Raw genomic sequence first — 14,504 nt, forward strand, 5'->3', positions numbered from 1 at the left:
ACCATCAATGTAGTGGCTGCTTCAGTCTTCACATCTGTTGTAGGATCAGCTACCTTTCACCGCCAAGAGCCTCCCCGCCTGTCCGGCTCAGGTCCCCCGCTCGAGGAGATGGCTGACAATGTCGTTGCTGCTCGCCCAGGCCGTGTCCGCGGCCGAAGCAAACCCGACCCCCGAGGTGTGGCGGGTCATCACGAAGATGGCGTACTTCGCCGGCCTGATCGGGTCGGTAGGCGGTTGCATGCTGTACCTGATCGTGCTGCGGCCCGTCTTGAGACGACCTTCGGTCGACCCGGCCGACCGCGCGGTGCTGCAACGCCGCGCCGGCATCTACTACGCGCTCGTCGGCACGTGGTTCCTGGTGGCGCTGTACTTCCAGATCGCCGGCAAGGGCGCCCGCGTGAAGGGCAAGGAAATCCCGTTCGGCGACGCGCTGTCGCCGGCGGCGATCTGGCGCTTCATCTCGGTGCCCGGCAAGAAGGGCGACTGGATCTCCAGTGGTGCCGAAGCGCTGATCCAGTACGCGCTGTGGGGTCTCGCGGCGATCGTGCTGATGCTGGCGTTCTCCCCGCGGCTGCGGGAAAAGCTCGGCGTGCTCACGCTGACGTCGCTGATCGTCAACTTCGTCGCGTACCAGGTCACGTTGCTACCCACGAACTTCTCGAAGGCCACCTTCGACACCGTCGCCAACTCGCTGCTCGACCACCTGCACGTCTTCTCGATCTCGACGTGGGTCGGCGGCATCGCGGGCCTGGTGATCCTGGCGTTCTCGCGGCGCAGGCTCTCCCTCGGTGCCGGCGACGTGTTCGCGCAGATCTGGACGCGGTTCTCGACGCTGGCGATGGTCGCCGTGGGCTGCATCCTGATCACGGGCCTGTGGCTGGCCTACTCGCTCATCGGCAGCCCGTCGGAGCTGTTCACCACCAGTTTCGGGCGCTTTCTCGTCATCAAGGTGTCGCTGGTGTTCACGATGATCTGCATCGGCGCGGCCAACGAGTTCGTGATGATGCCGCGCATCGCCCGTGCCCGGGCGGCCGGTGCCGAGGGTTCCGTGTTCCGCCTCGCGCTGCGCACGTTCCCGGTGCTGGTGTCGATCGAGGTGCTGCTCGCCGTCGGCGTGCTGTTCGTGCTCTCGTTCCTCACCGGTTCGGCCCGGGTCGAGGCGGGCGACGTCGAAGACCCGACGCTGAGCGGCAGCGTGATCGGCATCGGCGTGGTGCTGGCGATCCTGATCGCGGTCTCCTTCGTGACCACTGCGAAGGTGTCCGACCGCCTCTCCCGCTCGGCGGCGCGTGCCGACGAGGTCGAGCAGCGTGAGGCCGTGGCCGCGGAGAGCTGAGCGTCAAGGGCTCGTCAGGGATTCTCGTTGGCGTGTCAAGCCTTCGTCGTGCCCATGCCCGCCCCACCGTCGTTCGGGAGACCTTGAGGGTCCTGAACGAAAAGGTGGTGGCGGGCATGGGCACGGTGGTTTCCGCGGTGGTGCTGATCGGTCTTTCGGCGGTGCTGGCGCTGGCGTTGCGCGTGTCTTCGCGGAGGTGAGCGGTCAGCTCTCGCGATGTTCGCGGATGAAGTCGCGGATGGCCGGGAACGCGGGCTTGGGCGAGTAGTCGTCCCGGAGCAGGCCGAAGCCACTGGTCCAGCCGGCGTCGGAGCGGGTGTCGCGGAGGCCGAAGAGTTCGTACGCCGCAACGCCGACGTCCGAGTCCACAATGGCCTGGGCGACGGTTTCCAAGACCACGCGCTGAGTGGCTTCGTCGCGGTCGTCGCCGGTGGGCCAGCCCGTTTCCGTGATGTGGAGGGGCGTGGTCGCGGGGACGCCGACCTCGGTGGTGACCGAGCGGAATCCCGTGAGCAGGAATGTCACGGCGCCGGCGAGCTGCTCGTGGGGGATGCGGCGGAAGACGTCGGGGAAGACGTCCAAGCCGAGGAAGTCCAGGCGCGCCAGGTGGTTCGGGCCGATCGCCGCGGCCAGCCGTCCCCAGAACGCGGGATCGGCGGGACCCGCGGAGTTGACCCCGATCCCGACGTCGACGCCGAGGCGCTCGCGTTCGTCGAAGGCCGCGGCGACGCCGGCGCCGACGGCCTCGAAGCAACCCGGGCTGCCGCCGTCGAGTGGGGCCGGCACGTTGAGCTCCTCGCCGACCTGCACCTTGCCGCCGCCCCACGCGGCGACGTCGCGGACGGCCTGGCGCACGAAGTCGGCGAAGCCCTCCGGGTCGGGTTCGCGGGTCTGGTAGCACGCGACCAGGTCGATCAGCCGGCCCTCGCCCGCGTAAAGCTCAGGCTGCTCGGGCGTGCGCGACCACTCGTTCCCGAAGTGCCGGTAGCAGCGGACGTAGAACTCCGGCGCTTCCCCTTGGAGTTCCTTCAAGGCCGCCAACGTCGCGCCGGGGTCTTCCGGCGGGCAGGGCAGCGGCTTCAACTCGACCAGGTCGGCGTCGACGACACCGGGCCAGATCCCGAAGATCACAGGTACCTCCTCATAGCCGTATACGGCTAACCGTATACGGGCAATGGGGTAATGTTCAAGCGTGCCCAAGAACGCGCTCGACAACCCGCTGGTGCTGCCGATCCTCGGCCTGCTCGTGGAACAACCGCGCCACGCGTACGCGGTGTTCAGCGAGGTCCGGAGCCGCTACGGCTACCTCGAAGTGCGCAACGCGACCGTCTACACGCTGCTGGACCGGCTCACGGCCGAGGGGTGGGTCGCCGCGACGGGCGGGGCCGAGCGGGACGTGCTCGCGGTGACCGACGACGGCGTCGCCGCGCTGGCGCAGCGCGTGCGCAAGCAGCTCGGCGCGGATCTGACCGGTGGGCCGCCGTTCGTGACGGCGTTGGCGTACCTCGGGATTCTGCCGCCGTCAGAAGCACAAGCCGTGCTGCGCGAGCGGATCGGGCTCGTGCGCGAGGAGATCGCAGGGCTCGAAACCGCCACGCGCGAAGCGGCCACGCTCGAGGTCCACATGATCGAGGCGCACTACCTGCTGTCGCGGCTGCACCACGACGTCGAGTGGCTGGGGCGCACAGCGGACCGCATCGGCGACGGCGAGCTCGCCTGGCCTCAGTGAGCGGCGCCCGTCAACGCGATCGTGCGGTCGGTGTGCGCGGCCAGCAGCGGATCGTGGCTGGCGACGAGGACGGCGGCGCCCGCGTCGGCGGCGGTGCGCAGGCGGGCGAGGACGACTTCGGCGTGGGTGCGGTCCTGGTGTGACGTCGGTTCGTCGGCCAGGACGAGGGTGGGTGCGGTGGCCAGGGCGCGGCCGACGGCGGCGCGTTGTTGTTCCCCACGGCTGATCTCGGTGGGGAGGCGGTCGGCGAACTTGGCGAGATCGAGCGTTTCCAGCAGCTTGGCGAGGTCGGCGTTGCCGCCGGTGCGGGCGGCGAAGGCGAGGTTGTCGGCGACGGTGAGTTCGTCGAACAAGCCGATGGACTGCGGCACGAAACCCAGGTGCTGCCACGGCATTCGCGCCATGGGGACGTCCGGCAACGACGACCCCGGCGTGACGCTGCCGGTGTCCGGGGTCTCCCAGCCGCCGGCGATCATCAGCAGCGTGCTTTTGCCGGAGCCCGAAGGGCCGGTCAACGCGACGAGCTCGCCGGGGTGCAGCTCGAAGCTGATCGGGCGCAGCACTTGGGTGCGGCGATAGCTCTTCGAGACGTCGGTCAGGGTGAGCACGGTCATCGGATGCGTCCGTCCACGAGTTCGATCACGTCGTCGGCCACGGCGACCAGTTCGGGGTCGTGGGTGGCGACCACCACGGCGTGCCCGAGGGCCGCCAGCCGGCGAACGGCGTCGCCGACGAGGTGGGCCGACGCGCGGTCGAGCTGGGCCGTCGGCTCGTCGGCGAGCAGCGCGGCGGGATCGCCGGCGGCGGCGAAGGCGAGGGCGACGCGTTGCTGTTCGCCCCCGGAGAGGCCGCTGGGTTTGCTGTCGCCGCGGTGCCCGAGCCCGAGCGTGGCGAGCAGCTCGCTCGACGGGGTGCCGGTGCCGCGCAGGCGGGTGGCGAGTTCGAGGTGTTCGTCGACGGTGAGGTAACCGAGCAGGTTGTCGACGGGGTTCTGGAAGACGTAGCCGAGGCGCCGGCGCCGGAGTCCGCGCCGGCCCCGGGCGGACAGGGCGGTGGCGTCGATGCCGTCGATCTCGACGCGGCCGCGCACAGGGCGTTCGAGGCAGGCGAGGATCCGCAGCAGGCTCGATTTGCCGGAGCCGGACGGTCCGACGAGCGCGGTGACCCGGCTGCGGGCGGCGGACACGGAAACCTCTTGCAGGGCAACGACGTCGTGGGTCGCGGTCTGGTAGGTCTGGTGCACGTCTTCGCACCGGAGTGCGTCAGTTCGTGTCACGCAGCACCTCCGACGGGCGGGCGCGCGAGACGGCGCGCTGGGCGGCAAGGGTGGCGAGCACGGCGGCCAGCAGGGTCGCCGCGGCGAGCCGGGCGGTGAGCGACCACGGAGTGGCGATCAGGGTGCCGGGCGCGGCGGCGGGGTCGAGGTCGTAGCCGGCGCTGGTGATGGCGACGGCGATCGCGGCGAAGCCGAGGCCGGCGACGAAGCCGGTGGCGAGCAGGCCGCCGACTTCGTAGAGCAGGGCGCGCCAGTGTGCGCGGGGTCCGATGTCCATGCGCCGCAACAACAAGTACGCACTGCGCCGCGCTCGTGCCCGCGAGTTCAAGTACAGCAACAGCCCCACGAGCACGATCGCCCCGGCCAGCACGGACACCGCGGTGAGGAACAGGAACGTGTAGGTGATGGCCGCGTAGACACCGTTCGCGGTCACGTCCTGGGCCTGGCTCAGCGTGCCGACGGGGATGTGGCCGGCGGAGAGCGCGGGGACGATCCGTGCCGGGTCGCCGCGCAACCACAGCTCGTGGTGCAGGTTCTCGCCGGCCAGCCGGGCGAGCACGTCGCGGCGGACGAACATCAGCGGGAACCCGGCGCTCTTCCCGGGCAGCTGCGCGACGCTGGTGACGGAGAACTCGACGGTGTGGCCGTTGATCTCCACCTGCGTCCGCCCGGACGTGCCGGGGATCCCGGCCAGCACGCCGGCGGGTGCGCCGGGTGCGTTCAGCCCGGTGATCAGGTCGTCGAGGGCCGGGCCGGGCAGGAGGTTGTCCCAGAAGGCGGTGCTGGTGAACGTCGCCGGGTCGACGCCGAGGACGTTGACGGTGGTGTGGCCGATGGTGCCGGAGTCGTAGCGCTCGACAAAGCTGGACGGGAACCCGGGCGGGGCCTGCGCGGGCCCGGTCAGGTCGACGACCACGTCGGTGCCGACCACGAGCTGGCCCTCGGCGTGCAGCGTGCGCTCGACCGAGCCGGTGACCGTGGTCGCGTACACCGACAGCGCGATCGGGATCGCCGTCGCGCCGATCAGCACGGCCGCGGCGGCCGGCGCGGATGCGAGCCGCCGCCAGGACAAGAAGGCGACCGCCCGCGACAGTGGCACCGGCCGCAGGCGTACCACGGAGAACCGCACGACGCGCGCGGCCAGCAGCGCCAAGCCGATCACCAGCAGCAGCGGCACCACGATCAGCCGAGGCGGGATCCGCGCGACGGTCCCCGACGCACCCACACCCGCTTCCGGATCGTCACCGAGCACGAAATAACAGACAACCGCCGCGCCGAGCGGCAGCAGTTCCCACGGCCAGTTGCGGCGACGCGTGGTGCGCGCGTCGAACAACGCGGTGATCCGGCGCCCGCTGGAAACGGCGATCGCCCCCAGCGTCACCGGCAGTGCGGCGGCGGCGCCGAGTACCGATCCGACCAGTGCGCCGGGCGTGACGAGCGGGCTCGGCCCCAGCGCCGCCACGAGGTAGCGCGCGAGGAACCAGCCCGCGACGCTGCCGAGCACCACGATCGTGCCGACCTCCAGCACCGCTTTGCCCACCAACGCGAGCGGTCCCACCCCACGCGACGACAACACCGCCAGCTCGGCGCGGCGCCGGTCCACCCAGAACGACCCCGCCGCCGCGGCGATCACCAGACCGGCCAGCGCGCCCACCGCGCCCATCGGCACGACGGTGGTGGCCAGCTGCGTGGTCACCTGGTCGGCACGGACCACCATGCCGCCCAGCGAAGACGTGTACTCCGTGCTGCCGAAGCGGTGGAACGCCTGCCCGAGAGGATCGCCGGGGTTCTCGGTGCGGGCCCGGACGTGCTCCAGCCCGGCCACCACGGGCGGCGCGCTCGCCGTGGTCAGGCCCGTGGTGTCGACGGAGCTCTCCACCAGGTTCTGCACGCCGGAGTTCTGGGTGGCGATGTGGAAGAAGTCGTCCGGCGACACGAGTGCCACCGGGTACGTGCCGGTGTTGGAGAGCGGACTGCCGCGGTAGAGGCCGACGAGGCTGCACCAGTACTGCTGGTCCGGCAGCGAACGCAGGTCGCGGTAGATCCCGGCGACGCGCATCGTCGACGTGCTGCCGCCTTCCGGCGCGGTGGCTTTGCCGGCGGGCTTGAGGTCGTTGCGAGACCCGCCGCGGACGGTCACGAGGTCGCCGGCGTGGAGGTTCTTGAGAGTGGCGAACTGGTCCGGCAGCCAGATGCCCGGTCCGGTCCCGCGCTGGACCACCTGGATGTGGCTCTGGAAACCGGTGCGCGAGATGAGGTTGACGACCGTCTGCTCGGGGTGCGACGGCGTGCCCGTCGCCGTTTCCACCGACGCGCCGGAGACCACGGTCGACACCGGCGCCGAAGCCCGCGGCACCTCGGCGGTGGCCTGACCGGCCAGCTTCGCGCGCGTGTCGTAGAGGCTCTTCCCGACCTGCTCGGCCACGGCGGGGTCGCTCTGTTGCATCGGCAGGCCGCCCTGCCACTGCGCGCCGACCGCCCATTCACACGCCAGCGACGTCTGCTGCTGCAGCGTCGCGTTGCCCGCCGCCGAAAGGAACAACGCGACGGCCGTGGCGGGCAGCGCCACCAGAACCGCGGCCGAAGCGACGGCGATCACCACCGCCGGATTGCGCCACCCCGTCCGCACTGCCCGCGACCACGGCGTGGGCAACCCCCTCCTCGGCATGTCGAGGAGTTTCACACAAGCGTTTGCCGGTCAGTGCGCGCCGAGATCGTTTCGAAACGGCACGCTGGCCGACCGCACCCGAGCGACGACGGGCTGTGGCGGAATCCCGCTCAGCGGGCCGGTTCGAGGTGCGCGTGCCCGTCCGGAGCGCAGTGTGAGCACACGCCGGTGAGGATCGGGGCGCTCGTGCCTTCGGCGGTGCCGACGGAGTCGAGGCGGCCGCAGTTCGTGCACAGCAGGTGGCCGTGTTCGGGCCCGATCAGCTCGTAGCGCTGGGCGACGCCGACGGTGTCGAAGCGGCGGACGAGCCCGGCGGACACACCGGTGGCGAGGACGTCGTGGATCGCGCGGGTGGAGGCGAAGCGGAGGCGGTCGCGGACGTGGGGGAGCAGCTCGGCGACGGTGGTGTGCGGCTGCTCGGCGAGGGTTTCGAGCACGACCTGGCGGGCGGTGGTCACGCGCAAGCCGGCCCGGCGCAGGCGGGCGCCGGCGTCGATGTGGCCGGGCGACGGCTGGGGGAGCGTGGGAGTCGTGGGCACAAGACCTTTCTAGTGCCTAGAGTTGATGGAGTCAATTGTCAGATGGAGTCAAGTGTGGGTTGCGCAGCGGCGTAAGGGCAGGTGGGCAGGGGTTCGGCGAGTGATTTGTGAGCTTCTCCACGCCAGAGTTGATGCAGTCCATTCTGGGGTACCCTGCGGGCATGGATGCGTTCGGGGTGCGGTTGCGCCGGGTAGGGCTGCGCAACACGGCGCAGCGGCGAGCGGTGCTGGCCGCGGTCGAGCGGCACCCCCACTCGACGGCGGCCGAACTCGCCGTGGACCTCGAAGCCGACGGCGTTGCCGGCGGGCTCTCCCGGCAGGGTTTGTACAACGTGCTCGAAGACCTCGTCTCGGCCGATCTGCTGCGTTCGCTGGAACCCGCGGGCTCACCCGCGCGCTTCGAACCGCAGCGGCACGACAACCACCACCACCTCGTCTGCCGCGGCTGCGGGGCGATCCAGGACGTGCCGTGCGCCGTCGGCGCCCCGCCGTGCCTCGAACCGGTCACCGCGCCGGGCTTCCGCGTCGAATCGGCCGAGGTGACGTGGTGGGGCGTGTGCGACGCGTGCGCTTCCGCTGCTGAGTGACTTCCGTCCACAACGGACTGACGGCCGCCGGGCGGCGGCTCTAGTCGTCCGGCTGCGCCCGCAGGTGGCGGCGCAGCGTCTCGTCACTGCCCAGACCACTGCGCCGCGCCGCCGCGGCCACGGTCTCGCCACTCATCACCAGCGCGAGCGCCGCTTCCCGGCGCACGGCGGCGACGTAGGTGGCCGGCGTCTGGCCCGTGCCTTCCTTGAACAGCCGCGAGAGGTGGCGCGTGCTGAGGCCGGCGCGCTGCGCCATGCTCGTGAGGCAGTGGTCGCCGGCCGGGTCGGCGGCGACCTCGTCGCAGAGCGCGCGGACGATGTCGCGGCGCGGGCGCGGGGTGCGGGCGGGCACGGAGAGCTGGGGCTGCGCGCCGCGGCGGCGCATGAAGACCACCAGCTCGCGCGCGATCTCGTGGGCCAGGATGTCGCCGGCGTCCTCCTCCACCAGCGCGAGCGCGAGGTCGATGCCGGAGCTGACGCCGGCGGAGGTGAGCACGCGGCCGTCTCGGACGTAGATCGCCTCGGGGTCGACCTCGACGGCGGGGTAGCGCTCCTGCAGCGTGTCGGCGTGGCGCCAGTGCGTGGTGGCGCGGCGGCCGTCGAGCATGCCCGCGGCGCCGAGCGCGAAGGCGCCCGCGCACACCGACGTCACGCGCCGGGCGCCACGCGCGAGGTGCCGGATCGAGGTGAGCAGCTCGGCGTTCGCCCCGGGTTTCACGAGGCACTCGCCGCCGGGCACGACCAGCGTGTCGACGCCGGTCATGTCGGCCGCGGCCCGGTCGACGCCCAGGCGCAAGCCGCTCGACGTGGTGATGTCGCGCCCGTCCGGGGAACACATCGTGACGACGTAGCCGGTGCCGAGCTCGGCGGCGACGTCGAACACCTCGAGCGGCCCGGTCACGTCGAGCAGCCGGACGCCGTCGAACACGAGGACGGCGATCGGGACATCCGGTCTCGACAGGCCCACCCGGGGAATCTACGGCGGCCCCCGGTCACAGGAAAGGGCCGGATGTGTGGGCTGCGTGTCCGCATGCGGTCGGTTACCCGGTGTTAGCTTTTCCTCGGTCGACGCGAAGGCGGTGCCCAGGATGAAGCTGCAACACGGTCTCGGCGGTCTCGAAGGCCTCGAGGGTTTCCCGTTGGACTACGAGAAGCGCGTGTTCGTCGAAGACTGGGAGAAGCGCATCTTCGGCATCCACACGGCGATGATGGGCCTGAGCGCCTCCTTGCGCGATTCCGTCGCCGGCTACGACCTCGACGCGGTGCCCACCACGTTCCGCACCACGTGGACGTGGGCCCACCTGCGCTCGGGCGCGGAGGCGATGCACCCGTTCGAGTACTTCAAGTTCCGCTACTACGAGAAGTGGCTGGGCGGCATCAGCGCGTACCTCGTCGAGCAGGGTTACCTGACGCAGGAGGAGCTGGACGCCGCCACGGAGCGCTTCCGCGAGCAGCCGCAGGCGCAGCTGCCGGACCGCGCCGCCGAAGCCGTCGACGACCAGGTGCTCGACTATCTGCGCCGCGGCGACACACCGAGGCGCGGCCCGGCCACGCCGGCGTTCGCGGTGGGCGACGAGGTCGTGGTGCGCAACCCGCCGGCCACGGAGCACACGCGGCTGCCCGGGTACCTGCGTGGGCACCGTGGCCGGGTGGAGCGCGTGTTCGAGGGCAACTACTCGTACTTCGTCTCGACCGGCGGCGACGGGCTCGGGGAGCCGATGTCGGTGTACATCGTGCGGTTCGAGCCCGAGGAGCTGTGGGGCGAGGAAACCGAACGCGCGGCCGGCCCGCTGTATGCCGAGCTGTACGAGACCTACTTGTCCGCCGGATCGACGAGGGACGGAAACCGATGAGCGAGCTGTTCGCCTACCCCGAGGACCGCGAGGAGGCGAGCGCCGCGCAAGTGAAGGCGCTCGAGGCGCTCCTGATCGAGAAGGGCGTGATCACCGGGTCCACTGTGGACAAGGTGCTCGGCTACTTCGAGTCGGAGATGACGCCGCTCAACGGCAAGAAGATCGTGGCCCGCGCGTGGGTCGACCCGGAGTTCGCGCGGCTGCTGGCCACGGACACCCCGAAGGCGATCGCGCAGCTGGACCTGCCCGAGGGCATGGCCGGCGCCGAGGGCGAGCACATCGCGGCCGTGGTCAACGAGCCCGGTGTGCACAACCTGGTGATCTGCTCGCTGTGCTCGTGCTTCCCGTGGCCGGTGCTGGGGCTGCCGCCGTATTGGTACAAGGACCCGGTGTTCCGTTCCCGCGCGGCGCGCGAGCCGCGGGTCGTGCTGGCCGAACTGGGTGTGGAGCTCGACGACGACACCGAGGTGCGCGTGTGGGATTCCAGCGGGCACTCGCGGTGGTTCGTGGTGCCCGCCCGGCCCTCTGGCACGGAGGGCTGGAGCGAGGAACAGCTCGCCGAGCTCGTGACGACGGAGTCGATGATCGGCGTGGCCCTCGCGGGCCCGGCGGCGTGAGGAGGCGGGCGTGGCGATCGACATCAGCACGCTGAACTACGACGAGACCGGGCACGTCAAGTTCCACTCGTCGTGCTCCACGGACCTCGAGCAGCCCGTGTTCGACGCGGAGTGGCAGCGGCGCGCGTTCGGCCTGGCGGTGGCGCTGTCGGAGTTCGGCCACTACGCGTGGGAAGACTTCCAGCGCGAGCTGATCGCGGCCATCGGCTCGTGGCAGTCCGCACCCGACGACGAAAAGGGCCGCTGGGAGTACTACCGGCACTGGGTGACGGCGCTCGACACCGTCATCCGGCGCCACGGCCTGCTCGAAGAGGGGTACGTCAACCCCGAGGACCGCGACTGAGGGTGAGCGCGTTCACCTAGACTTCCTCCTCACCGGGCGAGCGGCTCGCCGGGGCGACGCGGAGGAGGCGGCAGGGTTGGTCAGCCGGGCCGAGAAGAACGAATCGAACCCCGACCTGGGCGTCCTCGCCGGGCGGCTGCTGTTCGCCGTGCAGCACGAGCTCTTCACCTCCCTGGCCGCCCAGGGCTTCGCCGACCTCCACCCGCGCCACGGCGCCGTGCTCGCCTACCTGGACACCGAGGGTGTCCGGGCAACCGAGCTTTCGCGCCTTTCGGGGCAGCACAAACAGGTGATCGGGACGATGATCGACGAGCTGGAGGCCCTCGGGTACGTCCAGCGCCGCCCGGACCCCGCCGACCGCCGCGCGAAGCTGATCTGCCCGACCGAGCGTGGGCTGGCCGAGATGCGCGCGGCGGGCCGGATCATGACGGCTTTGCAAGAGCGGCATGCGCGCCGGTTGGGGCGTGAGGTTTATACGCAGTTCAAGGCGGTGCTGTTCGATGTGGTGGAGCATCAGCGCAAACGCACTGTGTGACGCGGTCAGCCGATCCGGTGTGGGCCGGGCTCGGTCCAGCCGGGGTTTCCTCGGGCGATGAACGAAACCCACGCGTTGTGGGTGCTTCGGGCGAGGTCTGCGGGTGGTTCGCCGGGGCCGAGCAATGCGTGTTCGCCCCGCAGGCCGGGTAGGTCCAGGCAGTCGAAGACGAAGGGCAGCTCGACGCAGTGACACGCGCCGAGGCGGCCGTCGAACGCGGGTGAGCGCCAGCGGAAGTCGTAGGTGTATTCGCCCAGATTTTCGTTGGCTTCTCTGAAGGCGTCGGTCATCAACCGGGTGAGGAGCTGCTCGGGGTTGTCGTGGGGGTGCGTTTCCCGGCACCGCGCGATGCGGGCTTCGGGGTCGGGGAAGCGTCGTCGGGCTCCCTTGCGGAGGCTCGCTTCGGTGGTGTCGAACGCGAAGGGGATCGAGTAAAGGTTGGCTTCGTCGGCGTTGGTGCCGGCGAGGAGGTCGACGTCGCCGCGGACGCCATCGGCGGGTTGGCGTGTCAGGAGTTCGCCGTCGAGGACGGGTTTGAAGGGGCTGCTGCCGAGCGACGGGTCGAGGAAGTCGGGCTCCGGCTCGAGGTGCCCGGTCAGGTCGAGGATGCGCTCGTCGCTGAGGTCTGCCAGCGCGGCGGCCGTGGCCGGCTGACCGAGGGCTGCCCCGAACGCTCGCGTCGTGACCGCGGCGCGTTCGGGCGGGTAACAGCACAGGGCGTGACCGCTCTGGCTGATCCCGCGACGGAACAGGTCCGTGGGCGTGGTCATCAGCGCCAGCACGAGGATGGCGCCGGCGGACTGCCCGCCGAGGGTGACGTTCCCGGGATCCCCGCCGAAGTTCGCGATGTTCTCGTTGATCCACCCGAGAGCGGCCAGCACGTCGAGCAGCCCACGATTGGCGGGCGCGTCGGGCAGATCGAGCCAGCCGATCGCGCCGAGCCGGTAGTTCACGGTCACCAGCACGATCCCGTCGCGGGGGAAGGCCTCGGTGGCGTACACGGGCGCGTTGCCGGTCCCGGTGGTGAAGCCCCCGCCGTGCAGGAAAACGAGCACGGGCAGGTTCCTCGTACCGGGATCCGGCGTGGAGACGGTGAGGCTGAGGTAGTCGCCTCGTGCCGTGGTCGTCCCGAGAACCGGCGACAGATCAGCCCGCCCGAACGGCCGCATCCGCTGCGGCGCGGTGGCCCTTGCCGTGCCCCTCACGCCGTCCCACCTCGGCGGCGGCCCCGGCGCGGCAAATCGCCGCGCCCCGACCGGCGTCGGCGCGTACGGAATCCCGGCGAACGTGACACCGTGCGCGCCTCGGCGGCCGAGCACCTTGCCTGAGCTGGTGCGCACGCTGGTCACCGGGTCCACCGGGTCGCGTCAGCGCAGCGCGTCCTGGAGCGCCGCCAAGCCCACCGGTCCCACCGCGAGCGCGTCGTGGTGCCATTGCCGCAGCGAGAAGTCCGGGCGGGAAGCCGCCTCCGAGCGCGCCGCGAGCCAGGAGCGTTCGCCCAGCTTGTACGCGATCGCCTGGCCCGGCCAGCCGAGGTAGCGCACCACCTCGGGGTGGACGCGGTGCTCGGCCGCCAGCCCGCGTTCGTGGAGCACGCGGCAGGCCGTGTCGAAGTCCCAGCGCGACCCGTCGGGCAGTGGCAGGTCGAGGTGTGCGCCGATGTCGATGACGACGCGGGCGGCGCGCATGGCGGAGCCCGCGAGCATGCCGAGGCGGGTGCCGGGCTGGGTGTACCAGCCGAGTTCGTCGGCGAGGCGCTCGGCGTAGAGCGCCCAGCCCTCGGCGTGACCGCTGACGGAGTGCACGCGCGCGAAGCGGCTGACGCGGTCGGCGGCGAGCTTCGCGGTGCCGATCTGCAGGTGGTGACCCGGCACGCCCTCGTGGAACACCGTGGTCAGCTCCGACCACACGGCGAAGCGAGAACGTCCGCCGAGCGGCCACCACGTGCGGCCCGGGCGGGTGCCGTCTTCGCTGGGGCCCGTGTAGTACGGCGCGCCCGAGGCCGAACCGTGAGCGAGGGTCACGTCGATCGCGCGCAGGGGTTCCGGGATGTCGAAGTGGGCGGCGGCATCGGCCATCGCGCGGTCGTGGGCGGCGCGCAGCCAGTCCACATAGGCCGGTTCACCGTCCACAAAGTACTTCTCGTCGAGCAGTGCCATGGCCTCCGTGACCGAAGCACCCGGACGCACCTGGGCCGCCTCCGCTGTCAGCTCCTGCTCGATGCGCTCCAGCTCGGCCCAGCCCCACTCGTACGCCTCGGCCAGGTCGATGTCCGCGCCCAGGCTCAGGCGCGCGCCGGCCGCATAGCGTTCGGCGCCGACGCCTTCGACAGAGGTCGCGCGCGGTGCGTAGTCCTCGCGCAGGAAGCGCGCGAGCTCGGCGTAGCCGCGGTGGGCGGCGTCGGCGGCGGAGCGCAGGTCGAGGGCGAGCGGGCCGTCGCCATACGCCTCCACCAGGGATTCGTGGACGCCGGCGAATCGGTCGGCCTGCGACGCTGCTTCCAAGGCCTGCCGGCGCGCGGCGACGAGGCCGTGGTCGAGGCCCGCGCGCAGGGACGTCTGCCAGGCCGCCAGCATCGTCTCGACGCCGGCGAGGCGCACGCCGATCACGTGCCAGTCGTCGTCGCCGGTGCGCGGGAGCATGTCCACGGTGTCGCGCAAGGAAGTCAGCACGCCGAACTGCGCCTTCACCGTGCGCAGCGGCTCGCCGAGGTCGTGCCACGCGAGCTGAGCCTCGAGCCGTTCCTTCAGGTGCGCGCCCGCGATGCGGTCCTCGCCCGACTCGGGCGTGAGCGTGGCCAGGGTCGCGAGCGTCCGGCGAGCTTGGTCGGCGCGAGCGTCGAAACCGTCGGGCGAGAAGTCGGTGAGCGTGGCGGGGTCGGGGGTGGTGATCCCGCGCATCGTCGCGGACACGGGGTCCAGGGCGGCTTCTGCGGTCACGTGCTCGTCGGAGAGCTGGAAGATCGGCGTCACGCGGCTCACGCTATACCCGCGCCGCGAAGCCGGTGTGAACTTCGGGAAG

At 71.3% G+C, this 14,504-nt stretch carries 15 protein-coding genes; 7 read left to right on the forward strand and 8 right to left on the reverse strand.

All coding sequences use genetic code 11. The features are described from left to right. The first annotated feature begins 118 nt into the window (after nt 1-118). Nucleotides 119-1,336 (forward strand): CopD family protein, encoded by a 1,218-nt coding sequence (locus ABZU76_RS21040; RefSeq protein WP_354871975.1) that lies wholly within the window; start codon nt 119-121, stop codon nt 1,334-1,336. A gap of 204 nt (nt 1,337-1,540) precedes the next feature. On the opposite strand, the gene ABZU76_RS21045 is transcribed toward ABZU76_RS21040, so the two are convergent. Further along, nucleotides 1,541-2,467: a hypothetical protein gene (locus ABZU76_RS21045; protein WP_354871977.1), complete on the reverse strand. Its 927-nt coding sequence runs from the start codon at nt 2,465-2,467 to the stop codon at nt 1,541-1,543. 61 nt (nt 2,468-2,528) lie between these two features. Here ABZU76_RS21045 and ABZU76_RS21050 point away from each other — a divergent pair, with 61 nt between their 5' ends. After that, nucleotides 2,529-3,065: a helix-turn-helix transcriptional regulator gene (locus ABZU76_RS21050; protein WP_354871979.1), complete on the forward strand. Its 537-nt coding sequence runs from the start codon at nt 2,529-2,531 to the stop codon at nt 3,063-3,065. Here ABZU76_RS21050 and ABZU76_RS21055 read toward each other — a convergent pair. The 4 genes from ABZU76_RS21055 to ABZU76_RS21070 all read right to left on the reverse strand — a co-directional run bounded on the left by ABZU76_RS21055 (nt 3,059) and on the right by ABZU76_RS21070 (nt 7,548). Continuing rightward, the gene (locus ABZU76_RS21055) at nt 3,059-3,679 is read right to left on the reverse strand and encodes an ABC transporter ATP-binding protein (protein WP_354871981.1); all 621 of its coding nucleotides are present in this window, start codon (nt 3,677-3,679) and stop codon (nt 3,059-3,061) included. The two genes, ABZU76_RS21050 and ABZU76_RS21055, sit on opposite strands and share 7 nt — an antisense overlap. Beyond that, on the reverse strand, nt 3,676-4,341 hold the full coding sequence (locus tag ABZU76_RS21060; protein WP_354871984.1) for an ATP-binding cassette domain-containing protein: 666 nt from the start codon (nt 4,339-4,341) through the stop codon (nt 3,676-3,678). Before ABZU76_RS21060 ends, ABZU76_RS21055 begins: the two co-directional genes overlap by 4 nt. After that, a complete protein-coding gene (locus ABZU76_RS21065) occupies nt 4,328-7,009 on the reverse strand; it encodes an FtsX-like permease family protein (protein ID WP_354871986.1) in 2,682 nt (893 codons plus the stop codon). The genes ABZU76_RS21060 and ABZU76_RS21065 overlap by 14 nt, the downstream gene beginning before the upstream one ends. Nucleotides 7,010-7,119: 110 nt before the next feature. Next, nucleotides 7,120-7,548, reverse strand: a complete 429-nt coding sequence (locus ABZU76_RS21070) for a transcriptional repressor (protein ID WP_354871989.1) — start codon at nt 7,546-7,548, stop codon at nt 7,120-7,122. A 161-nt stretch (nt 7,549-7,709) separates the two neighbouring features. On the opposite strand from ABZU76_RS21070, the gene ABZU76_RS21075 reads away from it, so the two are divergent. Beyond that, a complete protein-coding gene (locus tag ABZU76_RS21075; protein WP_354871992.1) occupies nt 7,710-8,135 on the forward strand; it encodes a Fur family transcriptional regulator in 426 nt (141 codons plus the stop codon). Nucleotides 8,136-8,175: 40 nt separating this feature from the next. Here ABZU76_RS21075 and ABZU76_RS21080 read toward each other — a convergent pair whose 3' ends face one another. Further along, nucleotides 8,176-9,102 (reverse strand): DJ-1/PfpI family protein, encoded by a 927-nt coding sequence (locus ABZU76_RS21080; protein ID WP_354871995.1) that lies wholly within the window; start codon nt 9,100-9,102, stop codon nt 8,176-8,178. A 121-nt stretch (nt 9,103-9,223) separates the two neighbouring features. On the opposite strand from ABZU76_RS21080, the gene nthB reads away from it, so the two are divergent. From nthB to ABZU76_RS21100, 4 genes are all read left to right on the forward strand, one after another. Next, a complete protein-coding gene (gene nthB / locus ABZU76_RS21085) occupies nt 9,224-9,988 on the forward strand; it encodes a nitrile hydratase subunit beta (protein ID WP_354871998.1) in 765 nt (254 codons plus the stop codon). Beyond that, the gene (gene nthA / locus ABZU76_RS21090) at nt 9,985-10,605 is read left to right on the forward strand and encodes a nitrile hydratase subunit alpha (protein WP_354872000.1); all 621 of its coding nucleotides are present in this window, start codon (nt 9,985-9,987) and stop codon (nt 10,603-10,605) included. Before nthB ends, nthA begins: the two co-directional genes overlap by 4 nt. Before the next feature lie 10 nt (nt 10,606-10,615). Further along, nucleotides 10,616-10,948: a nitrile hydratase accessory protein gene (locus ABZU76_RS21095; protein ID WP_354872003.1), complete on the forward strand. Its 333-nt coding sequence runs from the start codon at nt 10,616-10,618 to the stop codon at nt 10,946-10,948. 76 nt (nt 10,949-11,024) lie between these two features. Then, nucleotides 11,025-11,483, forward strand: a complete 459-nt coding sequence (locus ABZU76_RS21100; protein ID WP_220243426.1) for a MarR family transcriptional regulator — start codon at nt 11,025-11,027, stop codon at nt 11,481-11,483. A gap of 5 nt (nt 11,484-11,488) precedes the next feature. Here ABZU76_RS21100 and ABZU76_RS21105 read toward each other — a convergent pair whose 3' ends face one another. Both ABZU76_RS21105 and ABZU76_RS21110 read right to left on the reverse strand, forming a co-directional pair. Then, nucleotides 11,489-12,823 carry a carboxylesterase family protein gene (locus ABZU76_RS21105; protein WP_354872006.1) on the reverse strand — a complete coding sequence of 445 codons (1,335 nt, stop codon included), beginning with the start codon at nt 12,821-12,823 and terminating at the stop codon, nt 11,489-11,491. Between the two features lie 27 nt (nt 12,824-12,850). Further along, complete coding sequence (locus ABZU76_RS21110; RefSeq protein WP_354872009.1) at nt 12,851-14,455, reverse strand: DUF885 domain-containing protein; 1,605 nt, start codon at nt 14,453-14,455, stop codon at nt 12,851-12,853. Between the last annotated feature and the right edge of the window lie 49 nt (nt 14,456-14,504).

It is taken from the genome of Amycolatopsis sp. NPDC005232 (assembly GCF_040607795.1).
In the GTDB taxonomy this organism is placed as follows: Bacteria; Actinomycetota; Actinomycetes; order Mycobacteriales; family Pseudonocardiaceae; genus Amycolatopsis.